The 14,704-nt window shown below is 69.0% G+C and carries 15 protein-coding genes; 9 read left to right on the forward strand and 6 right to left on the reverse strand.

Features of this window, described 5'->3' with window-relative positions; genetic code table 11:
* Positions 1–3: 3 nt before the first annotated feature.
* On the forward strand, positions 4–1,326 hold the full coding sequence (locus tag AC1DWT_RS07180; RefSeq protein WP_072939924.1) for a MinD/ParA family ATP-binding protein: 1,323 nt from the start codon (positions 4–6) through the stop codon (positions 1,324–1,326).
* 47 nt (positions 1,327–1,373) lie between these two features.
* Here AC1DWT_RS07180 and AC1DWT_RS07185 read toward each other — a convergent pair whose 3' ends face one another.
* Together AC1DWT_RS07185 and AC1DWT_RS07190 are read right to left on the reverse strand one after the other, a co-directional pair.
* Positions 1,374–1,577 carry a hypothetical protein gene (locus tag AC1DWT_RS07185; protein WP_072939927.1) on the reverse strand — a complete coding sequence of 68 codons (204 nt, stop codon included), beginning with the start codon at positions 1,575–1,577 and terminating at the stop codon, positions 1,374–1,376.
* 214 nt (positions 1,578–1,791) lie between these two features.
* The gene (locus AC1DWT_RS07190) at positions 1,792–2,019 is read right to left on the reverse strand and encodes a BldC family transcriptional regulator (protein ID WP_005252019.1); all 228 of its coding nucleotides are present in this window, start codon (positions 2,017–2,019) and stop codon (positions 1,792–1,794) included.
* Between the two features lie 187 nt (positions 2,020–2,206).
* Between AC1DWT_RS07190 and AC1DWT_RS07195 the strand changes: the two genes are divergently transcribed.
* Entirely contained in the window at positions 2,207–2,575 is a 369-nt protein-coding gene (locus tag AC1DWT_RS07195) for a DUF4229 domain-containing protein (RefSeq protein ID WP_072939929.1), read from the forward strand.
* Complete coding sequence (gene cds1, locus AC1DWT_RS07200) at positions 2,572–3,681, forward strand: L-cysteine desulfhydrase Cds1 (protein WP_477920080.1); 1,110 nt, start codon at positions 2,572–2,574, stop codon at positions 3,679–3,681. Before AC1DWT_RS07195 ends, cds1 begins: the two co-directional genes overlap by 4 nt.
* Here cds1 and AC1DWT_RS07205 read toward each other — a convergent pair.
* Entirely contained in the window at positions 3,669–4,214 is a 546-nt protein-coding gene (locus tag AC1DWT_RS07205; protein WP_072939935.1) for a GNAT family N-acetyltransferase, read from the reverse strand. The two genes, cds1 and AC1DWT_RS07205, sit on opposite strands and share 13 nt — an antisense overlap.
* A gap of 126 nt (positions 4,215–4,340) precedes the next feature.
* Here AC1DWT_RS07205 and AC1DWT_RS07210 point away from each other — a divergent pair, with 126 nt between their 5' ends.
* From AC1DWT_RS07210 to AC1DWT_RS07225, 4 genes are all read left to right on the forward strand, one after another.
* Complete coding sequence (locus tag AC1DWT_RS07210; RefSeq protein ID WP_072939937.1) at positions 4,341–5,093, forward strand: lysophospholipid acyltransferase family protein; 753 nt, start codon at positions 4,341–4,343, stop codon at positions 5,091–5,093.
* Between the two features lie 64 nt (positions 5,094–5,157).
* On the forward strand, positions 5,158–5,373 hold the full coding sequence (locus tag AC1DWT_RS07215) for a hypothetical protein (RefSeq protein WP_005258323.1): 216 nt from the start codon (positions 5,158–5,160) through the stop codon (positions 5,371–5,373).
* Between the two features lie 6 nt (positions 5,374–5,379).
* Entirely contained in the window at positions 5,380–5,946 is a 567-nt protein-coding gene (locus AC1DWT_RS07220) for a Clp protease N-terminal domain-containing protein (RefSeq protein WP_477920081.1), read from the forward strand.
* Between the two features lie 48 nt (positions 5,947–5,994).
* Positions 5,995–6,375: a phage holin family protein gene (locus tag AC1DWT_RS07225; protein ID WP_072939943.1), complete on the forward strand. Its 381-nt coding sequence runs from the start codon at positions 5,995–5,997 to the stop codon at positions 6,373–6,375.
* A 9-nt stretch (positions 6,376–6,384) separates the two neighbouring features.
* Here AC1DWT_RS07225 and AC1DWT_RS07230 read toward each other — a convergent pair whose 3' ends face one another.
* Entirely contained in the window at positions 6,385–7,254 is an 870-nt protein-coding gene (locus AC1DWT_RS07230) for a 1,4-dihydroxy-2-naphthoate polyprenyltransferase (protein WP_072939946.1), read from the reverse strand.
* Between the two features lie 103 nt (positions 7,255–7,357).
* On the opposite strand from AC1DWT_RS07230, the gene AC1DWT_RS07235 reads away from it, so the two are divergent.
* A complete protein-coding gene (locus AC1DWT_RS07235) occupies positions 7,358–10,660 on the forward strand; it encodes an AfsR/SARP family transcriptional regulator (protein ID WP_477920093.1) in 3,303 nt (1,100 codons plus the stop codon).
* On the opposite strand, the gene AC1DWT_RS07240 is transcribed toward AC1DWT_RS07235, so the two are convergent.
* Positions 10,616–11,359: an IclR family transcriptional regulator gene (locus tag AC1DWT_RS07240; protein WP_477920082.1), complete on the reverse strand. Its 744-nt coding sequence runs from the start codon at positions 11,357–11,359 to the stop codon at positions 10,616–10,618. The two genes, AC1DWT_RS07235 and AC1DWT_RS07240, sit on opposite strands and share 45 nt — an antisense overlap.
* On the reverse strand, positions 11,359–12,873 hold the full coding sequence (locus AC1DWT_RS07245) for an APC family permease (RefSeq protein WP_072939952.1): 1,515 nt from the start codon (positions 12,871–12,873) through the stop codon (positions 11,359–11,361). The genes AC1DWT_RS07240 and AC1DWT_RS07245 overlap by 1 nt, the downstream gene beginning before the upstream one ends.
* A gap of 226 nt (positions 12,874–13,099) precedes the next feature.
* On the opposite strand from AC1DWT_RS07245, the gene AC1DWT_RS07250 reads away from it, so the two are divergent.
* Positions 13,100–14,680, forward strand: coding sequence for a flavin monoamine oxidase family protein (locus tag AC1DWT_RS07250; RefSeq protein ID WP_477920094.1), 1,581 nt, complete (start codon positions 13,100–13,102; stop codon positions 14,678–14,680).
* The last annotated feature ends 24 nt before the right edge of the window (positions 14,681–14,704 follow it).

Consider the following 14,704-nt stretch of genomic DNA (forward strand, 5'->3'; position numbering starts at 1 on the left):
GCCATGTCCGAAAACAACTCCGGCATGTGGGAGCCGGTACGGCCTGCATCGAATCCGCCCGCGGACGACACCGGATCGACCGTCGCCTGGAACGCCGCGCGGCAGGCCCCGTACGTTCAGCCGCAGGGTCCCAATCCGTTCGCACAGCCCGCCGCCCAGGCCCCCGCCGCCGCACCCGTGCGGCCGCAGACCCAGGCCCCCGCCCCGCAGCAGGCGCCGGCTGCCCCCGCCGTACCGCAGGCTCAGGCACCCCAGCCGGCGGCGTTCACGCCCCCGCAGCAGCCGCCGGTCCAGCACACACCCCCGCCGCAGCCGGGTGCGTTCGCGCCTCAGCAGCCCGCGAATCGTCCGCACAACACGAACGCCGATCAGCAGTACGCGGTGTCCGCCCGTGACCTGTCGACGTCGCTGCTCCTCAAGCAGGTCAAGCCCGCCCCCACCACCGGGTGGCGCAAGGCGCTGTACCAACTGTCCGGCCGCTACATCAACGTCGGGAACAGCGCGAAGGAACAGCGGCGGATCGAGCTGACCAAGCAGGTCAACCAGCCGCTGCAGGGGTGCTACAAGATCGCGCTGCTCAGCCTCAAGGGCGGAGTCGGCAAGACCACGACCACCGCGACCCTCGGCTCTACGTTCGCATCACTGCGCGGCGACCGCGTCATCGCCGTCGACGCCAACCCCGACCGCGGCACGCTGAGTCAGAAGATTCCGCTCGAGACCCCCGCGACGGTGCGGAACCTGCTGCGCGACGAGAAGAGCATCGAAAAGTACAGCGACGTCCGCAGTTACACGTCGCAGAGCCGGCACCGGCTCGAGGTGCTCGCATCCGACAGCGACCCGGCCGTCTCGGAGGCGTTCAGCGCCGACGACTACTCGCGGACCGTCACGATGCTCGAGAAGTTCTACAGCATCGTCCTCACCGACTGCGGCACCGGACTGATGCACTCCGCGATGCAGACCATCCTCGAAGAGGCCGACGCACTCGTGGTGGTCAGTTCGGGATCCGTCGACGGCGCCCGAAGCGCCTCCGCCACACTCGACTGGCTTGACGCCCACGGATACCGCGAACTCGTGGCCCGGTCGGTGGCCGTCGTCAATGCGGTGCGCCCCAGGTCGGGCAAGGTGGATCTGCCGAAGGTCGTCGAGCACTTCGAGCAGCGATGCCGCCTCGTGCGGCTGATTCCGTTCGACCCGCACCTCGAAGAGGGCGCCGAGATCGAACTCGAGCGGCTGCGTCCGAAGACGCGCAACGCACTCCTCGAACTGGCCGCCGCGGTGGCCTCCGACTTCCCGGCGTCGAGTTTCGCGCTACAGGACCGTCGCTGAGGCAGTGACGCCGATGGTGCCGGCCCAACCGGCACCACGGCTGTTTCTCATCCGGCCGGGTCCGCCGGACCGGCATCGGGTTCGTCGGACTTCTTCCGACGCGTCTCCCGATCCACCTTCCACAGGAAATCCGGATCGTCGTCCGGTCCCTGCACCCGCGTGCTCAGCACGGGCCTCGTATTCGGGCCGAACGCCTTCCACATCAGGACCGCCACTGTCACGAGCCCGATGAGTGCCAACAGATAGATCACCGCGCACCTCCTTACACCGCTCGAGGGTAGCCGGTATTCCTCGAGCGTAGCCGCGTCGGCAGCAGAGGGCACCTACCCGGTCGCAGGGCGTCCGGGCAGTGCGGTGTTACTCGGCGAACCTCAGGGTCGGCCCGCCTACAGCGTCAGGGTCGGGCCCGCCTGCAGCGTCAGGGTCGGGCCCGCCTGCAGCGTCAGGGTCGGCCCGCCTGCAGCGTCAGGGTCGGCCCGCCTCCGTCGTGAGGGAGCGGAGCAGCTGCATGACCTCGGCCTCGCGGAAGCGGCGGTGCCCGCCGGGGGTGCGCAGCGATCCGAGCCGCCCCGCGTGCGCCCAACGCGTCACGGTCTTCGGATCGACATGGAACAGGGCAGCCACCTGGCCCGGGGTCATGAGGGCTTCGTTGGATCCGCTGAATCCGGGTCCGTTGTAGGTGGGTGCGCTCATCGACGATCCTCCACTGCTTTCGACTGGTCTGTGCTGAAGCCGGCCGCTGTTGCGACTGATCTCGGTCATCGTGACATCCGAGACCCCGGGTACTCGAACGATCTAATGTTGGTAAAGGGGAGGTAATAGACAAATCGGATAAGTCGGACGTGTGAGGAGCCCCCTCGGCGGTGGGTAACCTGGGACCGTGAGCGAGTCATCCGAGAAGCCAGAAGACCAGGTCGAGCCCGCGAATTCGAGCGCGAAAGCGAAGCAGGACGGGCGGGTGACCAAGGGGCAGCTGGCGCGCGACGTCGCGATCTATTCGATCGCCCGGCTGCTGCTGGTCGTCGTCATCGGCGCCATCATCCTCGGGGTGGCCGCACTCGTCGGGGTCGCCGTTCCGTTGCTCGTCGCCGCGATCTTCGCGGTCCTCATCGCGCTCCCGCTGTCGCTGCTGCTGTTCGCGAAACTCCGTAAGCGGGTCAACGAGGGGATCGCCACATTCGACGCGCAGCGCCGCGCGGACCAGGCCGACCTGCGTGCCCGGCTCCGCGGTGAGGGCACATCCCGGTGACGGTCGACGACTGCGTCGTCATCGACCGGAGCTTGCCGCGCGACTGGGTCGACAACGCTGTCCGCCTCATCGACGCGGACGCGCAGCGCAGCGCCGACACGCACCTGCTGCGGTACCCGCTGCCCGTCGACTGGGGTGTGCAGCTCTATCTGAAGGACGAGTCGACCCACATCACGGGCAGCCTCAAGCACAGGCTGGCCCGGTCGCTGTTCCTGTACGCGATCTGCAACGGCTGGATCACCGAGGGAACGACGGTCATCGAGGCGTCGTCGGGATCGACGGCCGTCAGTGAGGCGTACTTCGCGAAGATGCTCGGGCTCGACTTCGTGGCCGTCGTGCCGCGCAGCACGAGCGGCGCGAAGATTGCCCTCATCGAGGCGCAGGGCGGTCGCTGCCACTTCATCGACCACCCGCCGGAGATCTACAGCGAGGCCCGTCGGCTCGCCGCGGAGACGAACGGTCACTTCATGGACCAGTTCACGCACGCGGAACGGGCCACCGACTGGCGCGGCAACAACAACATCGCCGAGTCGATCTACCAGCAGATGATTCAGGAAGAGCACCCGGTGCCGGAGTGGCTCGTCATGAGCGCCGGGACCGGCGGCACCAGCGCGACGCTGGGCCGGTACATCCGGTACCGCAGGCACGCGACCCGCCTTCTCGTCGTGGACCCCGAGAACTCCGCGTTCTTCGGCGGCTACGAGAGCAACTCCTGCGAATACGCGACAGGAATGCCCTCGCGGATCGAGGGCATCGGCCGGCCGCGGGTGGAGCCGTCCTTCGTCGGGCAGGTCATCGACCGCATGATGCGGGTGCCCGACGCCGCGTCCATCGCGACGGCCCGGCACGCCAGTTCGGTGCTGGGCCGCCGGGTCGGCGGGTCGACGGGCACGAACTTGTGGGGCGCGTTCACCGTCGTCGCGGAGATGCTCGCGGCCGGACGGTCCGGCAGTGTCGTCACCGTCCTGTGCGACGGCGGCGAACGGTACGCCGACACCTACTTCGACGACGACTGGGTGGCAGGCGAGGGCATCGACCTCTCAGGCCCGACCGTGGTGCTCGACCGGTTCGCGGCGACCGGGGAGTGGCCCGGTCAGCCCGGCTGAGGCGCGGTGGCGGCGGTGCGCACCGGTGCGGTCACCGCGCGGGACATCGTGACCCGCGGCCACGCGGCGAGACCGTGCCGGGCCTCGTCGTCGCGGATGCGTGACAGGCCCGGAGTGAGGTCGGTCTCCGGCAGGGGGCGAAAACCCAGCCGCTCGTAATATGGGGCGTTCCACGGGACGTCGACGAACGTGGTGAGAGTGAGGGCGGGCAGTCCGCGGACGGCCGCCCACGACGAGATCTCGTCGAGCAGCAGGGCGCCGAGGCCCTGGCGGGCGTGGCCGGGGTGGACCGAAACCTGCTCGATGTGCGCGCCGCCGTCGACGACGGCGACGAGTGCGTAGGCGACCGGGGCATCGTCTGCGTCGACCGCGACCCAGATGCATTCCAGCTGGAGGTATTCGGTCAGCTCGTCGAGTGAGAACGGGGGATCGTCGGCGACGGCGTCCATGCCGATGTCGCGGAACGGCGCACCCGCCGCGATTTCGATGTCTTGCAGAGCGGGCAGGTCGGTGGAAATGGCCGGGCGGATCACAGGTCTTTTGTACCCGAAATCGTGCTGTTCGCACAGTTTCCCTGCACTTCCCAATACCTACTCCTCCGTAGGCTACGCAACCGTAGGTTGGTAGCCTGGCGTGAGGACGACGGAGCGGGGATACGCATGAACAAGCCCGAGGTGACTCTCGAGAACTACGAAGCGGTGTACGCGTACTACCGCGACCACCGGCAGAATCGGGTGCTCGCCAAGCTGGCGTACGCGTCGCTGTATGCGAAGTACCGGCCGCGGATCGTCTACGCGGACGACGCGAAGGCGCAGCTCGCCGGGCTGGTGAAGTCCGGCAGGGTGCTGATCGTCGCCGCCAATCACGTGACCCACAGCGATCAGTACACGCTGGCGGCGACGGCCTGGAACACGCCGTTGCGCCGCGCGATCGGACGCACCCGGGTGCTCGCGAAAGACGAATTGTTCGTCGACCCCGACCTGCACAAGAAGGTCGACATGATGGGCGGTATCCCGGTGTTCCGCAGTAAGAACTACGGGCTCCGGGCGGTCGCCGATGCGGGCAGGCTCATGATGGACATCTCCGCCGAGCGGCTCTGTCGCGGTGACAACCTGGCGATCTTTCCCGAGGGCACGTGCAACGAGGACGATCCGACCCGGCTGCAGCACATCAACAGCGGCATCGGTCACATCGCGAAACGTGCGGCGGACCGCGGAGTCTCGCCCGTGCTGCTGTCCATTGGCATCAGTTACGGGCCGGACGCCCACGGGCCCGACCCCGAGAACGTGAAGTCGGCCAGCGTGTTCGTGTCGGAGCCGGTATTCGACCTTCCGGCGAAACCGATGGACATCGCGCACGTCGTGCAGAAGGACCTGCAGATCGCCGTCGACGGGGCAGTCGCCGCGTACTGACGGCCTTCCCGAAATCTGTCAATCAGGGTTGACACCCGGTCGGTGTCAACCTAAATTGACATGCATGACCGAAGCAACCACGCTCGCCGCAGCGGCGGGCAGCCCCGACCCCGCCGAGGGGTTGCGGGCCGTGCGTGCGCTGCGGCGTCTCCTCGAACGGCTCGAGGCCATCCAGGTCGCCAACGCCCGCGCCCAGGGCTGGTCCTGGCAGGCGATCGCCGACTCCCTCGAGGTGAGCAGGCAGGCCGTCCACCAGAAACACAACCGGAGAGGAAGGTAACGGCGCATGTTCGAACGATTCTCGACGGACGCCCGGGCCGTGGTGATCGGCGCGCAACAGGAAGCGCGCGACGTGAAGTCACCGCAGATYGGGCCCGAACACCTCGTGCTCGCCCTGCTGTCCGTGAAAACCGAACCCGTCCACGGCATCCTCGCCGACGCCGGCATCGAGGAGGACACCGCGCGATCAACCGTCGCGGCCCACGGCACCGCCCTGAGCGACGCCGACGCGGAAGCACTCGAATCGATCGGGATCGACCTCGACGCCGTGCGGCAGAGTCTCGAGCAGAACTTCGGCAAGGGCGTGCTCGATCCGGAACAGCCCTCGGAGAAGCGCGGCTGGTTCGGCCGGAAGTCGGGACACATCGGGTTCACCCGCGACGCGAAGAAGGCGATCGAACTCTCACTGCGGGAGACGCTGGCGCGCAAGGACGATCACATCGGCGCCGAGCACATCTTCCTCGGGGTGCTGCGCGTCGCCGAGGGCACGACGAAGGAGATCCTCGAGGTCCGGGTCGGGGTCGGCGAACTCCGCCGCCGCGTGCACGCGGCGCTCGACGACCGCGCTGCCTGACCGGTCGCCCGGTTCCCGTTTGTCCAATCGGTGTGCCAGCATGCACGCATGACCTTCTTGGTACGCCTCGTCATCAACGCGTTCGCGATCTGGCTGGCGGCAGCCTGGGTGTCGGGTATCGACATCTCCAGTTCGGGCAACGGAACCGGCTGGGACATCGTGGTGCTGCTCGGCATCGCGCTGGTGTTCACCGTCGTCAACATCTTCGTCAAGCCGCTGGTGAAGTTGCTGTCGCTGCCGCTGCTGATCCTGACGCTCGGCCTGTTCACCCTGGTGATCAACGCCCTGATGCTGCTGCTCACCGCCTGGCTGAGCTCCCAGACCGAGTACGGCCTGACCGTCGACGGCTTCTGGACGGCCGTGTGGGGCGGCCTGATCATCTCGATCGTCAACTTCGTCCTCGGCATCCTGCTGCCGGACGGCGACTGACGCGGAGGCTCAGGCGGCCGACAGTGCCACGGCCGTGGCGGCGCCCCAGATCAGCATCGCCAGCCCCGAATCCCGCAGCGCGGGAATCAGAGCGAGACCCAGGCCGCCCGAGCGGACGGGGGCGTTCGCCCGGACGGCGAGGGGCAGCGCGAGCAGTCCGACGAGCGCCCACGGAGTGCGCAGCACCAGGACCAGGGTCACGACGAACGGGACCGTCAGCGTGACCAGGTGCAGGATGCGGGTACGCGAGTCGCCGAGCCGGACGGCGAGCGTGCGTTTGCCGGATTCGGTGTCGGTGGGAATGTCCCGCAGATTGTTGGCGACGAGAACCGCGCTCGAGAACGACCCGACGGCGACCGCGGACACCACACCGGCCCAATCGATCGTCTCGGCCTGCACGTACTGGGTGCCCAGGACGGCGACGAGACCGAAGAACACGAAGACGGCGACCTCGCCGAAGCCGCTGTACCCGTACGGCTTCTTGCCGCCCGTGTAGAACCAGGCGCCCACGATGCACAGGGCGCCGATCAGTACGAGCCACCACGCGGTGGTGACCGCGAGGACGAGGCCGGCCACCGCGGCGACCGCGAAGCAAGCGATGGCCGCCGCCTTCACCGCCGACGGTTTCACCAGCTTGGACCCGACGAGCCGCAGCGGTCCGACGCGCTCGTCGTCGGTGCCGCGAATCCCGTCCGAGTAGTCGTTGGCGAAATTGACTCCCACGATCAACGCGAGAGAGACCACCAGTGCCAGTACCGCCTTCCACCACACCGCGCCGCCGAGCGATGCCGCGGCGCCGGTGCCCACGAGCACCGGGGCGATCGCGTTCGGGAGGGTGCGCGGACGAGCGCCTTCGATCCATTGAGCAGCCGTTGCCATGCACCGATCTTTGCACCGAGCGAGAAGGCGCCCGCACCCACACCGAACTTCGAGAAGTTCGCGTCCGCTCGGTGCAATACCATCGAACGCGGTGGACCAGCAGATGAGCGTGGACGAGACGGTGGCACCGGCAAGCGCACCGATCCAGGTCGCCTTGTTGGGTGAGGTATCGACGCGGCGATCGGGCGCGCTCGCACCGCTCCCCGGCACCCGCGCGCGCAGCCTGCTCGTTGCCCTCGCCCGCGAGCCCGGCCGGAGCCGGTCCGCGCAGGCTCTCATCGACGAAGTGTGGGGCGAGGATCCGCCGCGGTCCCCGATGAACGCGCTGCACACGCAGGTCTCCCGGCTGCGGGCGGCGTTGCCGGATGGGGCGCTGGAGATCGGCCCGGCCGGATACCGGCTGGCGGTATCGCGGGACGCCGTCGACCTGACCCGCGCGGAGGACGTGGCCCGCCGACTACAGGGCCGGGGTCACGTCGGCGGCGCCGGGCCGGACGAGATCCGCGACGCGCTCGCGCTGTGGCGGGGCGACCCGGGCGCCGACCTGCCCGAGGGTGCGGCCGCAACGGAACTCGCAGCGGACGCCGCGGTGATCCGGGGCCGGCTCGAGGCCGCGGACCGGGCGGCGCTGGTGGAGGCGGGAGACTGGGCGACCGCTCTGCCGAAGGCGCAGGCCCACGTGGCCGCGGAACCCCTCGACGAGCGGGCGCACGCCGACCTCATGCGCGTGCTCGCCGGGCTCGGGCGTGACAACGAGGCGCTGGATGTGTTCGCGACCTTCCGCAGGCGGCTGGTGGATCGGCTGGGGGCAGACCCGTCGCCCGCCCTCGTCGCCCTGCACGCCGAGATCCTGCGCGGCGACGGCGCACCCGAGTCGGACGGCAGGCGCCCCGCGGCGCCGGACCGCACGGCGATCGGCCTCCGGGCAGCACCGAACGCCTTGCTGGGGCGTGACATCGACGTGGTGGAGATCGAGGGACTGCTCACGTCCTCGCGTGTCGTGACCATCCTCGGACCGGGCGGTGCGGGCAAGACCCGGCTCGCGCACGAACTGGGTGCGCGGGCCGCCGCGCGGACGTCCGTGGCCCTGGTGGAACTCGCGTCGTTGCGCAGCAGTGAGGACGTCGTCGCGGCGATCAGCAGCACCCTCGGTCTCAGCGAAATCGACATCGCGCCGGGACGGCTCACCCTCGGCCGCATCCATTCCGCGCGGGAAAAGCTCCGGGAAGCGCTGTCGGCGGGGCCGATGCTCCTGATTCTCGACAACTGCGAGCACGTCGTCGGGGCCTGCTCCGAGATCGTGGCCGATCTGGTGGCCGCAGGCGATCAGCTGACCGTCCTCGCGACCAGCCGATCACCGCTCATGCTCGCATCCGAGGCGGTGTACCCACTGCCGCCGCTGGCGATCGACGACGCCGATGCGCCCGCCGTGCAATTGTTCACGGCCCGGGCCCGCGCCGTACGGCCCACGGCGCGTCTCGACCCGGAGACCGTGCGCAGTGTCTGCCGCACCCTCGACGGCCTTCCGCTCGCAATCGAACTGGCCGCCGCGCGGGTACGCAGCATGAGCGTCGAGGACATCGGACGAAGGCTTGAGCACCGGTTCGCGCTGCTGCGCTCACACGACCCGACGTCGCCCGAACGGCACCGCACCCTGCACGCCGTCATCGATTGGAGCTGGCAGCTTCTGGGCGAGCAGCAGCAGATCGCGCTGCGCAGACTCTGCCGGTTCCCGGCCGGTTTCACCCTCGACGCCGCCCGGACGATCGCGGAGTGGGACGGCGTCGATGATGTCGTGGAGGCTGTCGAGGGCCTCGTGAATCAATCCCTGCTGTCCGTGTCCGAGACGTCGGACACGCTGCGCTACTACATGCTCGAGACGGTGCGGGAATACGGCGAGGAGCGACTCGCCGAGGCTGCCGAGGAGCCGGAAGTGTTTGCCCGCCAGCGAGTGTGGGCACACGCGTTCGCGTCGGAGGCGCTGGTGCGGTGCCGTGCCGACCAGGTCGCGCTCGCCGACGACATCGACGCCGACCACGACAACTTCCTCGCCGTGCTCCGGTGGGCTGTGGAACGCGGCGACGCCGAGACGGTTGCGATCGTGTTCCCGGTGCTCGGTGGCCTGTGGGCCATCCGGGGCGCGCACTCGGAGGTGATGAACTGGACGCCGCGGATCCTCGCGGCAACGGAAGACGCGGATCTGAGTGACGTCGACTCGGAATTGGTGGCGTACACGTTCCTGCTCGCGGCGATGCATCTGGTGTTCGGCGGTCAGGCCCGCACCCTCGCCCGCACCCGGACGCGATTGCGGCACCTCCTCTGCGGGCGCGCCGATCTGCCGCCGGTCTCGTCCTTCGCGGTGACGGTCATCCTGTCTCTGGGTTCGGGGCGGCGGCACGCCAGGGCGGTCGCGGAAGGGGTGCGCTCGCACGATCGGGAAACCCATGCGGCGGCGCTGGCAGCACGAGCCAGCATGCGTGAGAACCTCGGCGATTTCCGGGGTGCCGTGCGCGACGCGCAGGCCGTCTCCGAACTGTGCGCCGCGATCGGTGACGTGTGGGGCACGGCGATGGCGGCACAGTTCCTCGGCTCGCTGTACAGCCAGTCCGGACGATACCGGGACGCGGTGGGGCTCTATCAGGTCGCGGTCGAGAAGTTGCGGAAACTGGGCGCGCAGGAGGAGGCGAATCAGCTGTGGGGTTTCCAGGCCTCCGCGCTGATCGCGGACGGCGACGTGGAGGCGGGCCGGAAGGTGCTGGCCGAGACTCTGCTCGAGCATCGCGGTCCCGGCGCGGGGACCGACGACCAGCAGGACGAATGGCGGATAGCCGCCATCGGCAGTCTCGCGGAAGCCGATCTGGCGGACGGCGACGTCGAACGGGGGCTCGCCCGGTACCGGGAGGCGCTGGACCTGATGTACCCCCGGATCACGGCCGCGCCCTACGCCGATCCGTACGGACTCGTGCTGACGGCCTCGGTGGTGTCCGCCCACGTGCTGCACGGCCGGTCCGAGATGATGGTGGACGTCGTTCCGCAACTCGCGGAGTGGGCACGGTCCCGGCTGGGTGTGGGCGCATATCCGGATCTGCCGGTCACCGGCGCCGTCGCGGCGGGCATCGGATGTTTCGAGATCGCGCGCGGTGATTCCGACCGCGGTCTCGCGCTGCTGGCACTGTCCGTCCCGGCGCGCGCCCGGCAGGACAGCGTCTCGCTGCAACACCACCGGCACGTCGCGTTCGCACTCGAGAACGTCGAGGCGGACCACTGGACGTCGGCGCAGGCGAGGTTCGGCACCTGGTCACGTCGTGCGGTGCACACCGAGATTCTGGATGTGCTCGCCGCCGTGAGTCGCGACCTCGCGTCAGGCGGGCACCCGGCCGCCGACCCGCGCCGCGCCGGAACGTAGGAGGTCGGTCAGCTCCGGGTCGTCGACCGCCAGCCGTCCCGTCTTCCCGATCGCCGCGAGGCAACCGGTCACCGCGTTCTGCGCGTCGTGCACCGGGACGGCGACAGCGCTGCGGCCGACGCGCACCTCGTCGACCTCGCGGGCCGAACCGGTGTGCCGGACGGCGTCGAGTTCGGTCCGCAGCGCGCCGAAGTCGGTGATGGTCGACGACGTCACCCTGCGCAGGCTCRGCGGCACCAGTTCGGGACGGGACGCGAGGAGGACCTTGCCGATGGCGGACGCGTGCAGGTGCGCGGCGATCGTGTTCTCGCCGCTGAGTTCGTGGTCGGGATCCCGGTCGATCAGTCGCACCCGGCTGCCCGCGAACGATGCCAGATGGATCCCGAAACGCACCTGCTCCCGCAGTTCCTCGAGCACGGCGTGGTGGTCGACCGGGTCCGGCGCCGCATCCGCCCCCGCCAGCTGCCGGGTCCTGCGGCCCAGCGCGAACCCGGACAGATCGGCGATCCGCACCAGATAGCCGTCGGCGGTCAAAAGATTGAGCAGCCGGTACGCCGTGGCCTGGGGGATCCCCGCGTGTGCGGCGATGTCTCTCGCCGTCGCCCCGGACCCGAGCTGAGCCACGGCCTCCAGCAGGGCGAGTGCCTTCTGCACGGCGCGTGGTTCGTGGCCCGCGATCTCCCCGGCTCGGGCGCCCATCACCGGGACCCGGGAGTGCGTCCAGCCGCCGTCAACGCGAGGTTCCCGGCGGCATCGGTCGCGTACACCCCGGCCCCCGGCAGCACGTCGTCCGTCTCGGCGGTGTCGAACACCCCCATCGACCGTAGACTCGCCGGGTGGCGCCACCGCAGGTACAACTGCCACGCCGAACCCGACAGCAACAGGGCCAGCACCACGGCGGGGACCATCGAGAATCCGTGGGCCACGTTCACGAACAGCATGTAGGCCAGGACGATTCCGCCGGCGGCGCTGCCTGCGACTCCCGCCGCCAGGACGAGCGGGGTGTGCTCCCCGATCCGGCTGAGGAACCGCACCGACGCCACGGCCACCAGCACGTACGCCGCGACCACCGCAGTCCTGGCGATCAACTGCACGTGAGAAAATCCGGTCGATTTCCCGACGATGCTGAACGTCGCGGCACCCGCACACACGGCGCACACGATGACCGCCAGCGCCGCGTACGGGGTGCGGTGGCTGCGGTGCACCCGGGCGAACAGACGCGGGACTACCCGTTCGATGCCCATCGAATACAGCAGGCGCGACGCGGCATTCGACGACGCCATCGCCGACGCCAGCCACGACGTGCCCAACCCGAGGTTCAGGGCGATCACCACGGCCGGGTCGACACCGGTAGCGGTGCCGTGGAGGTACGCGTTCACCAGGGTGTCGGCGCGACCGGACCAGGCGGCCCACGCCGAGAAGATGAACAGGCCGCCGCAGATCATCGGAGTGAGCATCACGGTGCGGGTCACCGTGGCGAGCGGGCGCTTGGCCTCCGGGCCGAAGAACGTGGCACTCTCGAAGCCGGCCAGCGCGAACACCGCGGCCAGAGTCATGAGCAGCGGTCCGTACGCGGAATCGGACGGCGGCACCGTTGCGTGCTGGCCGCCCGCGCCGGTCACGATCATCAGACCGGCGATGAACAGCAACGAGCACGATTCGACGGCGAGGATCGCGAGAGCCGCGAACCGCACCCCACGGACCAGGCAGCCGAGGATCACGATCGCGATCCCGGCGTACACGAGAAGGCGCTCGGTGGGCCCGCGCAACTCCACCCCGAAGAAGCCGAGCGTCGCGATCACGGCTTGGCCGCCGTGATACAGCGTCATCACCGCACTGCCCACGTACTTGGTCAGCATCGCGACGCCCGCCGTCAGCGCGGCCCGGGTGCCGAGGCCCTGGAACACGAAACTGTAGAGACCGCCCGCGGCCGCCATGCGCCGCGTGAACTGCGAGACGCACACCGCGATCAGGGACACCACCACCGTCGCGACGACGATCGTAATCAGACCGCTGAGCAGCATCTGGTGGGTGAACATGGTGACGGGAAGCACCACCATCGACACCGCAGGCGCCGTCGTCGCCACCGATTGGGCGAGAACCTCGACGCCCGACAGTTGTCGCCTGCCTAGCGCACGCAACGGCGACAGGGCCGCACGTGCGGGCTCGCCGGTGGCGAATGAACGCGCGATGGCGTCGGAAAGGGCTGACATGCGCGTGAAACTAGCCGGGTCGTGTTGCCGAAAAGTTTCGGTTTCGGGTCGAACTGCGACTCGGGAGTGAGAACGGCACACACCCGTTCTCGCTCGCCGGCCTCAGACTGTTTCGCCGCCGACAACTTCCCGACTCGCTTGCCTCCCAGGATGAATCCGGACACGTGACCCGGGTCGCCGGGCGCAAGAATGGGAGCGCGAATTGGCATTCACACGTAGATCTTTCATGAAGGGCCTCGGGGCCACTGGGGGCGCAGGACTCGCGTACGGCGCGATGTCGACGCTCGGGCTCGCACCGTCGACCGCCGCGCCCGCCCGCACCTTCCAGTCGCTCGCGGCCGGCGACCTCATCGGCAAGGTGAAGGGCAGCCACTCCGTGGTCGTGCTCGGCGGCGGCCCCGCCGGACTGTGTTCGGCATTCGAACTGCAGAAGGCCGGATACACGGTGACGGTCCTCGAGGCCCGCACCCGGCCCGGCGGCCGCGTCTGGACCGCCCGGGGCGGCACCGAGGAGACCGACCTGAACGGCGAGACCCAGAAGTGCACGTTCTCGGACGGCCACTTCTACAACGTCGGCGCCACCCGCATCCCGCAGAGCCACATCACACTCGACTACTGCCGCGAACTCGGCGTCGAGATCCAGGGCTTCGGCAACCAGAACGCCAACACGTTCGTGAACTACGCGAGCGACACGTCCCTGTCGGGACAGTCCGTCACCTACCGGGCGGCGAAGGCCGACACGTTCGGCTACATGTCCGAACTGCTGAAGAAGGCCACCGATCAGGGCGCCCTGGACCAGGTACTGACCCGGGAGGACAAGGACGCGCTGTCGGAATTCCTCAGCGACTTCGGCGACCTGTCCGACGACGGCCGCTACCTCGGATCATCCCGTCGCGGTTACGATTCCGAGCCCGGAGCCGGCCTGAACTTCGGCACCGAAAAGAAGCCGTTCGCGATGCAGGAAGTGATCCGCAGCGGCATCGGCCGCAACTTCAGCTTCGACTTCGGCTACGACCAGGCGATGATGATGTTCACCCCGGTCGGCGGGATGGACCGGATCTACTACGCGTTCCAGGACCGGATCGGCACCGACAACATCGTCTTCGGCGCCGAGGTCACGTCGATGAAGAACGTGTCCGGCGGTGTCACGGTCGAATACACCGCAGGCGGCGCGAAGAAGTCGATCACCGCCGACTACGCGATCTGCACGATCCCGCCGCACTTCGTCGGCCGACTGCAGAACAACCTGCCCGCCGACGTGCTCACCGCGCTGAAGGCGGCGAAACCGTCGTCGTCGGGAAAGCTCGGCATCGAGTACTCGCGCCGGTGGTGGGAGACGGAAGAGCGCATCTACGGCGGCGCGTCCAACACGGACAAGGACATCTCGCAGATCATGTTCCCGTACGACCACTACAACTCCGACCGGGGTGTGGTCGTCGCCTACTACAGCAGCGGCAAGCGGCAGGAGGCGTTCGAGTCGCTCACTCACCGCCAGCGGCTCGCCAAGGCGATCGCGGAGGGCTCGGAGATCCACGGCGAGAAGTACACCCGCGACATCTCCTCGTCGTTCTCGGGGAGCTGGCGCCGCACCAAGTACTCCGAGAGTGCCTGGGCCAACTGGGCGGGCAGCGGCGGCTCGCACGGCGGGGCGGCCACTCCCGAATACGAGAAGCTGCTCGAACCCGTCGACAAGATCTACTTCGCCGGCGACCACCTGTCCAACGCCATCGCCTGGCAACACGGCGCGCTGACATCCGCCCGCGGCGTCGTCACCCACATCCACGAGCGCGTCGCCCAGGAAGCCTGACCCATTCCCCCTAACCAGGAGTTG

This window comes from Rhodococcus sp. P4_B6 (assembly GCF_056402215.1).